This window comes from Actinomadura sp. 7K534 (genome assembly GCF_004348575.1).
Lineage (GTDB): Bacteria > Actinomycetota > Actinomycetes > Streptosporangiales > Streptosporangiaceae > Spirillospora > Spirillospora livida.
Genome location: NZ_SMKB01000075.1, coordinates 14,890 through 29,350 on the forward strand (window position 1 = coordinate 14,890; position 14,461 = coordinate 29,350).

17 protein-coding genes are annotated in these 14,461 nt (G+C 71.3%); 8 read left to right on the forward strand and 9 right to left on the reverse strand.

Features of this window, described 5'->3' with window-relative positions; all coding sequences use genetic code 11:
- Positions 1-481 precede the first annotated feature (481 nt).
- Complete coding sequence (locus E1266_RS16930; RefSeq protein ID WP_132047995.1) at positions 482-1,798, forward strand: HNH endonuclease signature motif containing protein; 1,317 nt, start codon at positions 482-484, stop codon at positions 1,796-1,798.
- Between the two features lie 62 nt (positions 1,799-1,860).
- Here E1266_RS16930 and E1266_RS16935 read toward each other — a convergent pair whose 3' ends face one another.
- Genes E1266_RS16935 through E1266_RS16945 form a run of 3 tightly spaced genes read right to left on the reverse strand, consistent with a single transcriptional unit; the run spans position 1,861 to position 3,010 of the window.
- Positions 1,861-2,058, reverse strand: a complete 198-nt coding sequence (locus E1266_RS16935; protein WP_132047997.1) for a DUF397 domain-containing protein — start codon at positions 2,056-2,058, stop codon at positions 1,861-1,863.
- Positions 2,055-2,255 (reverse strand): DUF397 domain-containing protein, encoded by a 201-nt coding sequence (locus E1266_RS16940; RefSeq protein WP_132047999.1) that lies wholly within the window; start codon positions 2,253-2,255, stop codon positions 2,055-2,057. The genes E1266_RS16935 and E1266_RS16940 overlap by 4 nt, the downstream gene beginning before the upstream one ends.
- The gene (locus tag E1266_RS16945) at positions 2,255-3,010 is read right to left on the reverse strand and encodes a helix-turn-helix transcriptional regulator (protein ID WP_132048001.1); all 756 of its coding nucleotides are present in this window, start codon (positions 3,008-3,010) and stop codon (positions 2,255-2,257) included. The genes E1266_RS16940 and E1266_RS16945 overlap by 1 nt, the downstream gene beginning before the upstream one ends.
- Positions 3,011-3,314: 304 nt before the next feature.
- On the opposite strand from E1266_RS16945, the gene E1266_RS16950 reads away from it, so the two are divergent.
- Positions 3,315-3,689: an ATP-binding protein gene (locus E1266_RS16950; RefSeq protein WP_243718498.1), complete on the forward strand. Its 375-nt coding sequence runs from the start codon at positions 3,315-3,317 to the stop codon at positions 3,687-3,689.
- An 8-nt stretch (positions 3,690-3,697) separates the two neighbouring features.
- Here the strand turns inward: E1266_RS16950 and E1266_RS16955 are convergent, their stop codons facing one another.
- The gene (locus E1266_RS16955; RefSeq protein WP_132048004.1) at positions 3,698-4,417 is read right to left on the reverse strand and encodes a hypothetical protein; all 720 of its coding nucleotides are present in this window, start codon (positions 4,415-4,417) and stop codon (positions 3,698-3,700) included.
- 108 nt (positions 4,418-4,525) lie between these two features.
- On the reverse strand, positions 4,526-5,257 hold the full coding sequence (locus E1266_RS16960) for a MerR family transcriptional regulator (RefSeq protein WP_132048006.1): 732 nt from the start codon (positions 5,255-5,257) through the stop codon (positions 4,526-4,528).
- A 40-nt stretch (positions 5,258-5,297) separates the two neighbouring features.
- Here E1266_RS16960 and E1266_RS16965 point away from each other — a divergent pair, with 40 nt between their 5' ends.
- Positions 5,298-5,768, forward strand: coding sequence for a DUF6194 family protein (locus E1266_RS16965; RefSeq protein WP_347876725.1), 471 nt, complete (start codon positions 5,298-5,300; stop codon positions 5,766-5,768).
- Between the two features lie 65 nt (positions 5,769-5,833).
- On the forward strand, positions 5,834-6,235 hold the full coding sequence (locus E1266_RS16970) for a helix-turn-helix transcriptional regulator (RefSeq protein ID WP_132048008.1): 402 nt from the start codon (positions 5,834-5,836) through the stop codon (positions 6,233-6,235).
- A 21-nt stretch (positions 6,236-6,256) separates the two neighbouring features.
- Here E1266_RS16970 and E1266_RS16975 read toward each other — a convergent pair whose 3' ends face one another.
- From E1266_RS16975 to E1266_RS16985, 3 genes are all read right to left on the reverse strand, one after another.
- Positions 6,257-6,859 carry an ATP-dependent Clp protease proteolytic subunit gene (locus E1266_RS16975; protein ID WP_131951230.1) on the reverse strand — a complete coding sequence of 201 codons (603 nt, stop codon included), beginning with the start codon at positions 6,857-6,859 and terminating at the stop codon, positions 6,257-6,259.
- Complete coding sequence (locus E1266_RS16980; RefSeq protein ID WP_132048010.1) at positions 6,856-7,485, reverse strand: ATP-dependent Clp protease proteolytic subunit; 630 nt, start codon at positions 7,483-7,485, stop codon at positions 6,856-6,858. The genes E1266_RS16975 and E1266_RS16980 overlap by 4 nt, the downstream gene beginning before the upstream one ends.
- Before the next feature lie 118 nt (positions 7,486-7,603).
- Positions 7,604-8,641, reverse strand: coding sequence for an aldo/keto reductase (locus tag E1266_RS16985; protein ID WP_132048012.1), 1,038 nt, complete (start codon positions 8,639-8,641; stop codon positions 7,604-7,606).
- A gap of 113 nt (positions 8,642-8,754) precedes the next feature.
- On the opposite strand from E1266_RS16985, the gene E1266_RS16990 reads away from it, so the two are divergent.
- Together E1266_RS16990 and E1266_RS16995 are read left to right on the forward strand one after the other, a co-directional pair.
- Positions 8,755-9,315, forward strand: a complete 561-nt coding sequence (locus E1266_RS16990; RefSeq protein ID WP_132048014.1) for a TetR/AcrR family transcriptional regulator — start codon at positions 8,755-8,757, stop codon at positions 9,313-9,315.
- A gap of 162 nt (positions 9,316-9,477) precedes the next feature.
- Positions 9,478-10,272 (forward strand): SDR family oxidoreductase, encoded by a 795-nt coding sequence (locus E1266_RS16995; RefSeq protein WP_132048016.1) that lies wholly within the window; start codon positions 9,478-9,480, stop codon positions 10,270-10,272.
- Between the two features lie 15 nt (positions 10,273-10,287).
- Here E1266_RS16995 and E1266_RS17000 read toward each other — a convergent pair whose 3' ends face one another.
- A complete protein-coding gene (locus E1266_RS17000; protein WP_132048018.1) occupies positions 10,288-11,061 on the reverse strand; it encodes an IclR family transcriptional regulator in 774 nt (257 codons plus the stop codon).
- Positions 11,062-11,164: 103 nt separating this feature from the next.
- Here E1266_RS17000 and hutH point away from each other — a divergent pair, with 103 nt between their 5' ends.
- Together hutH and hutU are read left to right on the forward strand one after the other, a co-directional pair.
- Complete coding sequence (gene hutH, locus E1266_RS17005; protein WP_132048024.1) at positions 11,165-12,709, forward strand: histidine ammonia-lyase; 1,545 nt, start codon at positions 11,165-11,167, stop codon at positions 12,707-12,709.
- 45 nt (positions 12,710-12,754) lie between these two features.
- Entirely contained in the window at positions 12,755-14,404 is a 1,650-nt protein-coding gene (gene hutU, locus E1266_RS17010; protein WP_132048020.1) for a urocanate hydratase, read from the forward strand.
- The last annotated feature ends 57 nt before the right edge of the window (positions 14,405-14,461 follow it).

Below are 14,461 nucleotides of genomic sequence, written 5' to 3' on the forward strand. Positions count from 1 at the left end.
GTGGTTCTGTGCTCCTTTGACGTTGCGGCGGTCTTTATCGGAATGGTGTGGTTGCGGTGGATGCCTGGCTGAGGTGGCCCCTGGCATGTTGGGTGCGCATGGTGCTGGTTGCTGTCGGTTGACGTCACTTCGGCTGGGCTCGCCGGCCGGTGGTAGGTGGCTACGTGGCGGTTTGATCGGGGTTCTGGCTTGAAGGTGCCTTTGTTTCGCTCGGACCGGTTGGTGTGGGTTGTGGTTACTTTACGCAGATCTGCTGCCAGTAGGTGGCGGCCGGTCCAGTGGGTCGAGGTGCTCGGTCGAGAAGGATGCCTGCGTATAGGAGTGGCGGAGTGTGTTTCGACCGTGGCATATATGGACTCGTGAGTGATCGCAGGGAGGTGAATTCTGTTCGGTATTCTTTTGGTTCAGACTATCCTGGAGGTCTTAGTATCTTCACCTTGAAATGGAGGTGGTCGGGTTGGTTGTTCGATATTATTGAGTCATGTGTTCGACAGAGATCGATGCGGCCTCGATGTCCACCGGTGAGTTGGTGGACGCGGCGGCGACGATCGCGGCCGAACTCGCTCAACGTGATGCGCCCGACTCTGCGGCCGTATGCATGCGGGCGGCCGAAGCCCTGGCCCGTGCCAACGACCTGCACGAAAGCGCCCTCGCCGCGCTGATCGCCCGAGTCGATGCGGTGGGGGAGATGCGCCGCTGGGGCTACCCGTCCGTCCGCAGTTGGCTGCGTTCCCGCCTCGGCATGCGCGAGGCCCGCGCCAAGGAGCGCATCAACCTGGCCCGGCAACGTCACCGAATCGGCGAGGTCGCCAGTCGACTCGCCCGCGGCGACATCTCCTACGGGTACGCCGCCACCATCGCCTCCGCCGTCACGCGCCTGGACGATGACGACTGTGCCACCGCCCAGGACATCCTCCTCGACCTGGCCGGGCAGGGCTTCTCCGCTGGAAAGGTCGCCGCCTTCGGCAACCGGATCACCGATCTGATCGCCGAACGCGACGGCACGGAGAAGCCCGATCCCGACAGCCGGCGCGGCTACGAGCTGTCCTGGATCGACTCCACCCGCTCACTGGACGGTGGCCGCTACATCAAGGGCTGGTTGAACGCCGAAGACGCCGCCGTCTGGGACGGGACACTCGCGCCCCTGGCCAAACCGGCCGGGACCGAGGACCATCGCGACCTGTCAGAACGGACGGCGGCAGCCCTGACGAACGTGCTCGCCGGGGGCCACAAGGCCACCAAGGTCACGGTCATCTGCGATCTGGACACCCTGACCGGCGGCACCGCGCCCGCCCGCCTCACCGACGGCACCCCGATCCCCGCCGAGCAGGCCCGCCGGATCGCCCTGAACGCCGGGGTGGCGCCACTTCTTCTGGGACGCGGTCACATCCCCCTCTACCTCGGCCGCCGCGTCCGCTTCGCCACCCCGGCCCAACGCCAGGTACTGGAAGCCCTCAACCCGAGCTGCGCGGTCCAGGGATGTGAGGTCCCCGGCCCGCTCTGCGAAGTCGACCACGTCAGCGGCTGGGCCCTGGGCGACAGCCGCACCGACATCGACGAACTGGCCCTCACCTGCGGGTTCCACAACCGCTTCAAGGCCACCAACCCCGAGCACGTCCACATCACCAAGGACGGCGACGGACGCTACACCTACCGCATCCGGCCGCCGAGCGATACGCCGCCGCCGACGCCCGCCACCGACCTGTGGAACCCCACCACGAACCATCGAGTCCGGCCCCGGCCTCGTCGGCTCCGCCCCAACCCGACCCGCGGCCGACGCCAGGCAGCCGGCCCGTGACCGGGACAGACGCCCCCATAGGCCCCATAGACCCCATGGACGTCAAGCGCCCCTGTATTGCATCACGTGTTCGTGGTGCGGGAGCGGAGGATCTGCACGAAGGCGGCCCACTCGTCGGGGGTGAAGTCGAGGACGGGGCCGGTGTCGCCTTGCTTGGTATCACGCACGGCGATGGTGCCGAGCGCGCCACATCCAACCTCGACGCATTCGGAGTCCGGATTGCTGTAGCTGGACTTGCGCCAGTTGCTGTAGTGCTTCACGTGTGCCGGGTGCGGAAGCGAACGGCCTGCATGAATGCGACCCACTCGCGGGGTGAGAAATCCAAGACGGGACTCGAGTCGCCTTGCTTGCTGTCCCGAAGGCTGATTGTGCCGCTGGCACGGTGCGCTACCTCGAGGCAGTTGCCATCGGCCTCGCTGTAGCTGGACTTCCGCCAACGAAGTTCCTGTGTGCTCATCAAGAGGTTCCGATCATGGTTTCCAGGCGGCTGGCCTCATCCGTCAGCAGACCGATGCTGGCGGCGCCGGAGAGCGCGGCCTGCCGAAGATGTTCGTACCGTTGTTTATACCGCATCAGCTCGCCATGTTCGGTGTGCACGATGTCAGTGCTCACGGTGTCAACCACAGCCATCGGAGGGTCGGCGGGGTCTGGAAAGGTGTAAAGGGAGAATGCTGACTTCGGCAGAAGTCGACCGGTGAAGTTGGCATTCACGGGAAGAATGAGCACCGTTACCCGGGGATGCCTTGTCGCCGTATCGATCAAGCTGCGTATCTGGCCGAGCATCACCTGCGGCGAAGCGGTCGGCCGCCGGATGACGACTTCATCGAGCCGAATGAATTCGGGGCTCTGCAGCGTTCCGGGGATGGTGAACTGGTTGTACTCGCGGATGGTCGCGGCACCGGATTCGAGGTCGGCGTACATGCGTTGGCGGGGGCCCATGGCGTCGCCGTAGGAGTCCCACCAGCCGCGGTCGGCGGCGTCGCAGGCGATCTTGAAGATGGCGTCGAACTTCTCGCCGGTGACGCCGAGGACCTTCAGGATCTTCACGATGTCGCGGACGTCGGGGCGGCAGCGGGCGTTCTCCAGCTTGGACACCGTCATGCGGGAGCGGTAGATGCGGCGGGCCAGTTCGTCGGCCGTCATTCCGTTCTGCTCGCGGAGGGTGCGCAGTTCGGCGGCGAGGCGGCGCCGGCGGACGAACGGGCTGGTCACCGGAGACCTCCGTGCTCAGGCGGGGGCGCTGACCCGGGGGATCAGCGTTGTCGACTCTGTGTTATCACGCGATCTCCGAGCGTGTCATCGAAGGTCGTTCCGCTCGAACGTTCCGTTCGTTTACGTAAACGAGTGTGCACGTTCGCACTGGAGGCGTGCCGAAGCCTCAGACGGGCGGCTGTGCTGCTGCTTTTCCGTTCTGTGGTCGCTCGGTTACTGAAGATGGAACGGCCGAAGACACGTCGTCCCCGAGAGGTGATCAATGCTCCTCGCCGTTTCCGCCCCCGCAAAGCAAGAGGCGCCGATGTACTGGCGGCGCGAGTTCCGGGGAAAGCCGGAAGAGGTCCGTTTCGTCCGGTCGTTCGCCGCTCACCTGCTGGCCGACTTCCCGGCGCTGGACGACGTCCTCCTCGTCCTGGACGAGCTGGCCGTCAACGCGATCCGGCACACCGCCTCGGGTCGCCCCGGCGGCCGGTTCACCGTGGACGTCAGCATGGACGTAGCAGGCGTCATCGTCTACGTCACCGACCAGGGCGGGCCGGGGGAGCCCTGCCTTAGGAACCTGGCCGAACTCGCGGAGGGCGGTCGTGGCCTGCTCACGGTGGACGCCCTCGCCGCCACCTGGTCCTGGACCGGCACGCCGGAGTCCCGCACCATTCGCGCTACTTTTCCGGCCTGACGCGAGACCTATTGCTCTGGTCTCTCGTCCTTCCTCACCGGCACCTGTCCCAGGGTCCTGACGTACTGGCGGTGCTTTTTCTCTTTCACCACGACGCCTAGGCGGCCCAGTTCCTCGCGGAGCATTCGGGCGTCGTCCTCGTTGTCGTCCTCCAGTGAGCTCTGGCGGGCTTTGAGGAGGGCGTTCGCCCCTTCTGAAAGGCCGGGAAGGTCGGGGACCCAGAGGCGGAACTCGTCCTTGTACGGATCAGCGTCCGCCCACCGGTAGCCGTGCGCGGTGACGGTCTCGGCGACGCGGCCGAAGTCCAGCCCGCACTCGACGCGGGCGAGTTCGCCGCCATCGGCGCCGAGCACGACCAGCTTGCCGCCGTCCCGGCAGATGATGGCGATGTCCTCGCGGGAGAGTCGTTGCTCATGCCCTTTGCGGGTGAGCACGACATGACCTTTGTGCAGGCGGATCACCAGTTGCTCGTACTGGGCGATGAGTCCCACGACCAGCCCTGCCAGGGCGCCCAGTGCGGGCAGCACCACGCCGGGGATCATGTCGACGAGACGTGCGGGGCCCTTCATCGGCGCGTAGGGCAGCGACACCAGCCACTCCGCCAGGAGGCCGAGGAGCCAGCCGGCGGCCGCCCCCAGCAACGCGGCGACGACGTACACGGCCGCCGTACTCCAGGCGGGCTCCCGCAGCACCGCGGGCCGGTCGTGCTCCTCGGATGACTTGCTCACTTCCGCGCTCCTCCTCGCTCTTCAAGTGAAGTGTCGCGTTTCCGTGGCCGCGCCCACGAGAGCCCGAGGACGAAACCCGACCGACCAAGGTCGACGGTCGGACCGCCTTCAGTCGATGCCACGGTTCGCCGAGTCGGTGATGATCTCGGCCAGGCCGGTGCCGGCCCTCAACAGGGCTCGTGTGCGGTGGGTGATCGCTTCTATGTGGGCGTCCAGTGTGCGGAGCGGGTCGTCCAAGTCGTGCAGGCGGCGGATGGCGGCCATCGTCTGCTGGACGTCGGGGATGCGATATCCGGCCGCCCTCAGCGCCGCGGTGATCCGGGCTTCGCGGATCGCCGGGAGCGGGTAGCGGCGGGCGGAACCGGCCCGGGTCGCCACCCGCTCCGGGCGGACGAGTCCCGCCTTCTCCCAGAACCGGAGCGTCGAGGCGCGGACGCCGAGCGCCTCGGCCAACTCGGTGATCGTCATCGAGTCCTCGGCGGCCGGTTCCGCATCGGCCGCGGCCTCCGCGCGGATCATCCGAAGCGCTTCCCGCGCGGCGAGCGCGTCGTCCCGCTCCCGGTTCAGGGCGATGTGGAACGAGCTCACCAGGGCGGCTGCCTCGCCGGGCGGCAGCGCGCGGATCTCGCGCATGGCGTGTCGGGCGCGGACGGGCCCCACGGCGGTGGCGAGTTCGCGGTACGCGCGCAGGTCCCGCACGTGGCGCCGGGAGAACCGCCGGTACCCGTTCGCCGCCCGGGGCGCTCGCGGGATGACGCCCAGCGCCTCAAGGTCGCGGATCTGCTGCACGGAGTAGCCCGAGGCCAGAGAAACCGCGGCCGTGCTGAGCCCTTCGCCCATGGTCAACCCTCCGTTAGCACTTCAACTTCACACTTCAAGCATGAGTATGGAGGAACTGCTGGAGACGATCCGGGCGTTCGACGGCGTCCACGAACTCGCGCCCACGGAAGGCGACGGGGGTCCCGAGATCGCGTGGGGGGACCACTTCTTCTACTACGCCCCCGACGGCACGGTCCCGGTCCGGACGCAGCCCTACGCCACCATCGTGACCAAGGACTACCCCGGCGACGACCTGTCCGGCCTCGGCCCGGCCGGGCGGTGGCGGGTCAACGTCCACGTCGGCCGCGCCCGGTACGCCGAGCTCACCGGTGAGGAGCCGGGTCGCGAACCGGCGCCGCGGGACTTCGGCGCCGCCGACGTGATCCTCCCGCACCCCGTCTACTGGGCGCTCGGCTGGATCGCCGTCGTCGTCCCGGGGGAGAGGACCGCGCTGACCGTGGTCGCCTTGCTGCGCGAGGCCCATGAAAACGCCCGGCGCCGTGCCGTCCGGCGGGTTGGTGAGGTGTCGTAGGCGTCGGCGTTCTGCGGTGGGCGGAATGGCCGGGACATCGCGGGACGGCCGATTTACGATGAGGCATGGCTGAGATCGTCCGACCGTTGCCGCCCGCCGACAGCACGCCGCCCGCCGACGACACGCCGCCCGAGCAGGGCGGGCCCGGCCAGGAGCCGCTCTGGCGCGAGGCGCTCGGCGAGTGCCTGCGGCGCCTGCGCACCGAGCGCGGCGAGATCCTGGTCGAGACCGCCCGCCGGGCCGGCGTCTCCCCGCAGTACCTCTCCGAGATGGAGCGGGGGGTCAAGGAGCCGTCGAGCGAGATGATCGCCGCGGTCGCCGGCGCCCTCGACGTGACGCTCGCCGACCTGACCCTCGCCGTCGCGACGACCCTCCTCGGCGTCCCGGTCAGCGCACCGGTCAGCGCACCGGTCAGCGCCCCGGTGAGCGCGCCGGCCGGGCCGACCGCCTACGCGCTGGCCGCGTGACGGTACGCCCCGGCGGCGTGCCTACGCGGGGAGCGGCTGCCGCTCCTCGAGGACGTGGTCGATGAGGCCGTAGTCCAGCGCCGCCTGCGCGGTGAAGACCCGGTCCCGGTCGGTGTCGGTGCGCAGGGTCGCGGTGTCCTGCCCGGTGTGCCGGGACAGGATCTCCTCGATGTCCGCGCGGACGCGGACGACCTCGTCCGCCTGCAGGATCAGGTCCGGGATCGCGCCGCGGCTCTGCCCCATCGGCTGGTGCAGCACCACGCGGGTGTGGGGGAGCGCGGCGCGCTTGCCGGGGGCGCCCGCCGCGAGGAGCACCGCGCCGACGGCGACCGCCTGCCCCACGCACGTCGTCGCCACCGGCGACCGGATGAAGCGCAGCGTGTCGTACACCGCGAGCATCGCGCTCGGGTCCCCGCCCTCGCAGTTGATGTAGAGCTGGATGTCGGTGTCCGGGCTGTCGGACTCCAGGTGCAGCAGTTGCGCGACGAGGGCGTTGGCGACGCCCGCGTCGATGGCGGTGCCGAGGTAGATGATCCGCTCGGTGAGCAGGTGGGAGTAGACGTCCATGATCCGCTCACCGCGGGGGTGCTGCGCGATCACGTTCGGGATCGTGTAGCTGCTCACCGGGAGGCTCCTTCCGCGGGGACGCCGAGCCCGACGCGCCGGCGGGCGTCGGGCACGACCTCGTCCAGCGAGGTGACGATCGAGTCGATGAACCCGTAGTCGAGCGCCTCCCGCGCGGTGAACCAGCGGTCGTGCAGCGAGTCCTCGAAGACGCGCTCCAGCGGCTGCCCGGTGTCCTCGGCGATGAGCCCGAGGACGGTGTCGCGGGTGTGGCGCAGGTCGTTGGCCTGCAGTTCGATGTCGACGGCCGCGCCGGCGATGCCGGCGGAGCCCTGGTGCATCAGCACGCGGGCGTGCGGCATCGCGCGGCGCTTGCCGCGGGTCCCCGACGACAGCAGGAACTGGCCCGCGCTGTAGGCGACGCCGAGCACCAGCGTCGACACGTCGCAGGGGACGAGCCGCATCACGTCGCGGATCGCGAGCATCGACGGCACCGATCCGCCGTGGGAGTGGATCCACAGCGCGATGTCGGTGGACGCGTCCTCCCGCGCCAGGGTGATCAGCTGGGTGGCAAGCAGGGTGCCGTTGTCGTCGTCGAGTCCGCCGTCGAGCACGAGGACGCGCTGCTGGTACAGCTCGCGCCGCGCTCGTTCGTTGAACAACGGGATCTTCTGTTCCTCGCTCATGCCTCGACTATGCGGCGGGGCCGGCGGTGGTTCACGCCCTATCCGCCTGCGGCAGATCCGCTCAGAGCAGCGTGCCGGGGCGGCGTGGCCAGGGCGGGGTGACCGGCAGGGGGCGCGCTCAGCGGCGGCGGGACGCGGGCTCCAGGGCCTTCGTGCTCGTGTTCCACATGTTGTCGGCGATGTTGACGGTGTGGCCGGGCGGCACGATCTCGTCGATGCGGTCGAGGACGTCCTCGGAGAGCTCGACGCCGGCGGCCGCCAGGTACGAGTCGAGGTGGTCCATCGTGCGGGGGCCGACGATCGCGGACGTGACCGCCGGGTGGCGGGTGACGAACGCGAGCGCCAGCTGCACGAGCGACAGCCCGGCCTCCTCGGCGAGCACCGCGAGGGCCTCGGCGGCGTCGAGCTTGGCCGCGTTGGCCCGCGACGTCGCGTCGTACACGGCGGCGAAGCCCTCCCGGCGCGCGACCGAGCCCGGCGGCTCGACGTCCCGGCCCTTGCGGTACTTGCCGGTCAGCCAGCCGCCGGCGAGCGGGCTGTAGGTCAGCACGCCCATGCCGTGCCGCAGGCAGGTCGGCAGCACGTCGTACTCGGCGGCGCGGGCCAGGATGCTGTACGGCGGCTGCTCGGTGCGGACGCGCTCGCGACTCCGGCGCTCGGCGGTCCACTGCGCCTCGACGATCTCGGAGGCGGCGGCCGTCGACGTGCCGAACATCCGGATCTTCCCGGCGTGCACGAGGTCGGACAGCACGCCGAGGGTCTCGTCCAGGTCGACGTCCGGGTCGAGGCGGTGGATCTGGAAGAGGTCGATCCAGTCGGTGCCCAGCCGGCGCAGCGAGCCCTCGACCGCCTGGGTGATCCAGCGGCGCGACGTCCCGCGCCGGTTGGGGTCGTCGCCGAACGGCAGCCCGGCCTTCGTGGCGAGGACGACGCCGTCGCGCCGCCCGCCGGCCAGGGCCTTGCCGACGATCCGCTCCGACTCGCCGGCGGAGTAGAAGTCGGCGGTGTCCACGAAGTTGATCCCGGCGTCGAGCGCGCGGTGGACGATCTTGACCGAGTCCTCGTGGTCGGGGTTGCCGAAGGCGCCGAACATCATCGTGCCCAGGCAGAACGGGCTGACGGAGACGCCGGTGCGCCCGAGGGGGCGGTGGTCCATGGGGAACTCCTCGAAATGCCGCGGGTCGCGGCGGACGGGTGGGATACGCTGAGGCGCGTAAACGAACAACCTCTCCGGTACCGTACCGGATAGCCTATCCGTTTGGAAAGCCCGTGTCCGTTGCACCCACGCGGCGTGCCGACGCCCGGCGCAACCGCGAGAAGATCCTCGCGGTGGCCCGGGAGGCGTTCGCCGACTCCGACCACGACATCTCCATGGCCGAGATCTCCCGGCGCGCGGGGGTCGGCATGGCCACGCTCTACCGCAACTTCGCCAGCCGGCGGGAGCTCCTGGAGGCCCTCTACCAGGACGAGGTCGACGCCGTCTGCGCGGCCGCCGGGACGGTCGAGGGGGAGACGCCCGGCGCGGTGTTCACGGCCTGGCTGCAGCGCTTCCTCGTCTTCACGGCGGGCAAGCGGCCCATCGCCGCCGAGCTGCTCACCCACATCGACGGCGACAACCCCGTGTTCGGCCGGAACCGCGCCAGGGTGCTCGCGGCCGGGGGCGGGCTCCTCGCCGCCGCCCAGGAGGCCGGGGAGGTCCGCCGCGACCTCGCGCTGGAGCAGATCCTCGACATGATCGTCGCCATCGGCGGGATCGACGGCGACGCCGCCTACCTCGACCCGATCGTCCAAGCTCTGCTCGACGGGTTGCGCCCTCCCGCGGAGGCATGACGGCGGCAGGCCGGATCGGGCCCGCGGCCGCGGGGGATTGGGCCTGTGGCTGCGCGGGATTGGGCCTGTGGCTGTGCGGGATTGGGCCTGTGGCCGGGGCTCGCGGCGTGCGTACGATCAACGCCGTCCGGGCGTAAGGCCCGGCTTACCCCGGGAGTGGCCATGCGGAGGGCAGTCGTCACCGGAAGCACCAAGGGGATCGGGTTCGCGCTCGCGCGCGAGCTGCTGCGCCGCGGCCACGGAGTGGTCGTCTCGGGACGCACCCAGGCGGCGGTGGACGACGCCGTCGAGCGGCTCGCGCCCGAGGCCGCCGGGGAGGCCGCCGTCCACGGAGTCGCCGTGGACGTCACCGACCCCGCGCAGGTCGAGAAGCTGTGGGACGCCGCCGTCGAGGCGCTCGGCGGCGTCGACCTCTGGATCAACAACGCCGGTGTCGCCAACACCACCCGCCCGATCGCGGAGACGTCCGCCGCCGACGTCCGGACGATGGTGACCACGAACATGCTCGGCACCGTGTACGGCTCCCAGGTCGCCGTGCGCGGCATGAGCGGGAAGGGCGGCCAGGTCTTCAACATCCTGGGCGGCGGCAGCGACGGCCGGATCCGCCCGGGGATGGGCGTGTACTCGGCCACCAAGCGCGGCCTCGACTCGTTCACCCGCGCGCTCGTCAAGGAGGTCGACGGCACGGACGTCCGGGTCGGGCAGGTCAGCCCCGGGATGCTCGTCACCGAGGGCTGGCTCCGGGAGGCCGCCGCGGCACCGGAGCAGGTGCGGGACCAGCGGAAGATCCTCAACATCCTGTGCGACCACGTCGACGACGTCGCGCCCTACCTGGTCGACAGGATGCTGGCCAGCAAGAAGAACGGCGACGCCGTCAAATGGCTCACCAGCGGCCGGATGACGCGGAAGTTCCTCACCGGCGGCAAGCGGGACGTCCTCTCCCGATACGGCCTCTGACCCTCCAGGGCCGGCTCAGCCGGGCACCCGGCCGGTCAGGCGCGTCGTCAGGGCGGTGGCCGTGTCGCGGACCGGACCCGCCAGGGCGGGCCATGTCCCGGGCGGGTGGGCTTCGCGGCGGAACGTCACGGTGATCGCCGCCGTGGGGTGGGCCGTGTGGTCGAAGGCGCAGGCGGCGATGCTCGCGAAGCCCTCGGTGATGTGGCCGTCCTCCACCGCCCATCCCCGGCGCGCGTCCTCGGCGAGGACGCGGCGCAGTTCGCGCAGGGACGCGGGACCCCGGCCTGTGCGGTCGACGAACAGGTCGACGAACCGGCCCGGGAAGAGGGCGCGGACCTGCGCCGCGGGCAGGTGGGCGAGCATCGAGCGGCCGCTCGCCGTGAGGTGGGCGGGCATGCGGACGCCCACGTCGGTGACCAGCGTCGCGTGGCCGGGCGGCTGCTCCTTGAGCAGGTAGAGCGTCTCGGCGCCGTGCAGGACGCCCAGCTGGACGATCTCGCCCACGCGGTCCACCAGGCGCCGGAGCAGCGGGCGGGCCAGGCGCTCCAGCGGCTCGTGCCGCAGGTAGGCGGACCCGATCTCGAACGCGGCGACGCCCAGGCCCCAGCGGCGCTCCTCCGGGATGGCGGTGATGAAGCCGTCCTCGGCCATCGCCGCCAGGAGGTGGTACGTGCTGGACCGGGGCAGCCCGAGGGAGCGCGCGATCGCCGAGGCGGGGAGCGGGCCGGGCGCCGCGGCCAGCAGGCGCAGCACCGCCAGGGCGCGGCGGGCGGCCGGAACCTGGCTCATGGCCCCATTATCCCGCAGAAGTCTCGTATCTGAGACAGCCGCTGGCCGCCACCCCTCCCGCGGCGGCGCCGGGGACGCTCCAATGGTGGGTATGAGCATCGACATGGCGGACGAGATCATCGAGGTCGGCCCGGAGGCACTGGCGTTCGATCAGGTGGTGGCGGTGGCGCGCGGCGGCGCGGCGGTCTCGCTGACGGACGCGGCGCTCAAGCTCATCGGCGAGTCGCGGGCCCATGTCGAGGAGCTGGCCGCCCGCCCGACCCCGGTCTACGGGGTCTCGACGGGGTTCGGGGCGCTCGCCACCCGGCACATCGCCCCGGAGCTGCGGGCGCAGCTGCAGCTCAACATCGTCCGGTCGCACGCGGCCGGGTCGGGGCCCGAGGTGGAGCGGGAGGTCGTCCGGGCGCTGATGCTGCTCCGGCTGCGCACGCTCGCCACGGGACGGACCGGGGTGCAGCCGGCGACGGCGCGGACGCTCGCCGCGCTGCTCAACGCCGGCATCACGCCCCAGGTCTTCGAGCACGGCAGCCTCGGCTGCTCCGGGGACCTCGCCCCGCTCGCGCACGTGGCGCTGGCGCTGATCGGCGAAGGGTCGGTCCGGGACGCCGCCGGCGAGCTGAGGCCCGCGGCGGACGCGCTGGCGGAGGCCGGGATCGCACCGGTCGAGCTCGGCGCCAAGGAGGGTCTCGCCCTCCTGAACGGCACGGACGGGATGCTCGGAATGCTCGTCATGGCCCTCCACGACCTGCGGCGGCTCCTCACGGCCGCCGACGTCGCCGCCGCGATGACGGTCGAGGCGCTGCTCGGCACCGACCGGGTCTTCGCCGCAGACCTGCAAGAACTGCGGCCCCACCCGGGCCAGGCCGCGTCGGCGGCGAACCTGCGGGCGCTGCTGGGCGCCTCGGAGATCATGGAGTCGCACCGCGGGCCCGACTGCACCCGCGTCCAGGACGCGTACTCGCTGCGCTGCGCACCCCAGGTGAACGGCGCCGCCAGGGACACGCTCGCGCACGCCGAACTCGTCGCCGGACGGGAGCTGGCGTCCGCCATCGACAACCCGGTGGTGCTGCCGGACGGCCGGGTCGAGTCCAACGGCAACTTCCACGGCGCGCCCGTCGCGTACGTGCTGGACTTCCTCGCCGTGCCCGCCGCCGACGTCGCGTCGATGTCGGAGCGGCGCACCGACCGGATGCTCGACAAGGGCCGCTCGGGCGGGCTGCCCGCGTTCCTCGCCGACGACCCCGGCGTCGACTCCGGCCACATGATCGCCCAGTACACGCAGGCCGCGATCGTGTCCGACCTGAAGCGCCGCGCCGCCCCGGCCAGCGCCGACTCCATCCCGAGCTCGGCCATGCAGGAGGACCACGTGTCGATGGGCTGGAACGCGGCCCGCAAGCTGCGCCGGTCGGTCGACGGGCTGGCGCAGGTGATCGCCATCGAGATCCTCACCGCCGCGCGGGCATTGGACCTGCGCACCCCGCTGCGGCCCGGCCCGGCGACCGGCGCCGTCGTCGCACGGCTGCGGGAGGCCGTCCCGCCGCCCGGCCCGGACCGCTACCTCGCGCCCGAGATCGCCGCCGCGACCGAGCTGGTCCGGGACGGCTCCCTGGTCGCCGCCGCCGAGGCCGTCACCGGCCCCCTCTCCTAACCGGCCCTCTCTCCTAACCGGCCCTCTCTCCTAAGGAGTCCGCAGATGTCCGGTCCCCGTCCCGTCCGCGCGCCGCGCGGCACCGGCCTCACCGCCAAGGGCTGGCCGCAGGAGGCCGCCCTCCGCATGATCCAGAACAACCTCGACCCGGAGGTCGCCGAGCACCCCGACGAGCTGGTCGTCTACGGCGGCTCGGGGAAGGCGGCCCGCAGCTGGGACGCCTTCGACGGCATCGTCCGCTCGCTGACCGACCTGGAGGGGGACGAGACGCTGCTCGTCCAGTCCGGCAAACCGGTCGGCGTCTTCCGGACGCACGAGTGGGCGCCCCGGGTGCTGATCGCGAACTCCAACCTCGTGCCGCAGTGGGCGACGTGGGAGGAGTTCCGCCGCCTGGAGTCGCTCGGCCTGACGATGTTCGGCCAGATGACCGCCGGGTCGTGGATCTACATCGGCACCCAGGGCATCCTCCAGGGCACCTACGAGACGTTCGCCGCCGTCGCCGAGAAGCGCTTCGGCGGCACCCTCGCGGGGACGATCACGCTCACCGCCGGGCTCGGCGGGATGGGCGGCGCGCAGCCCCTCGCCGTGACGATGAACGGCGGCGTCGCGATCTGCGTCGAGTGCGACCCGTCCCGCATCGAGCGGCGCGTCGAGCACCGGTACTGCGATGTCCGCGCCGGCTCGCTGGACGAGGCGCTGCGGCTCGCGGAGGAGGCGAAGGCGGCCCGGCGGCCGCTGTCGATCGCGCTGCTCGGGAACGCCGCCGACGTCGTCCCCGAACTGCTGCGCCGCGGCGCGCCGATCGACGTCGTCACCGACCAGACCAGCGCCCACGACCCGCTCGCCTACCTGCCGCGCGGCGTCGCGTTCGAGGACATGGCCGCCGAGCGCGGCAAGGACCCGGCCGCGTTCATCGAGAAGGCCCGCGCGTCGATGGCGGCGCACGTCGAGGCGATGGTCGGCTTCCAGGACGTGGGCGCCGAGGTCTTCGACTACGGCAACTCCATCCGGGGCGAGGCGCAGCTCGCCGGGTACGCGCGGGCGTTCGACTTCCCCGGGTTCGTCCCCGCCTACATCCGGCCGCTGTTCTGCGAGGGCAAGGGCCCGTTCCGGTGGGCGGCGCTGTCCGGCGACCCGCGCGACATCGCCCGCACCGACCGGGCGATCCTCGACCTGTTCCCGGACAACGAGCCGCTGGCCCGGTGGATCAGGATGGCGGGGGAGCGGGTGCGCTTCCAGGGCCTGCCGTCCCGGATCTGCTGGCTGGGCTACGGCGAGCGCGACCGGGCCGGGGAGGTGTTCAACGACCTCGTGGCGCGCGGCGAGATCAGCGCCCCGATCGTCCTCGGCCGCGACCACCTCGACTGCGGCTCGGTCGCCAGCCCGTACCGGGAGACCGAGGGCATGGCGGACGGCTCGGACGCGATCGCCGACTGGCCCCTGCTCAACGCGATGCTGAACGTGTCGTCCGGCGCGACGTGGGTGTCCATCCACCACGGCGGCGGCGTCGGCATCGGCCGTTCCATCCACGCGGGGCAGGTCTGCGTCGCGGACGGAACGCCCCTGGCCGCGGAGAAGCTCCAGCGCGTACTGACCAACGACCCGGGAACGGGCGTGATGCGCCACGTGGACGCGGGCTACGCCCGAGCCGAAGAGGTGGCCGCCGAACGCGGCGTCCGCATCCCGATGCGCTGACACGCGCAAGTGAACGAGGTCCGGGCAGGGGAGTGGGGATGGGAGTGGGGATGGGAG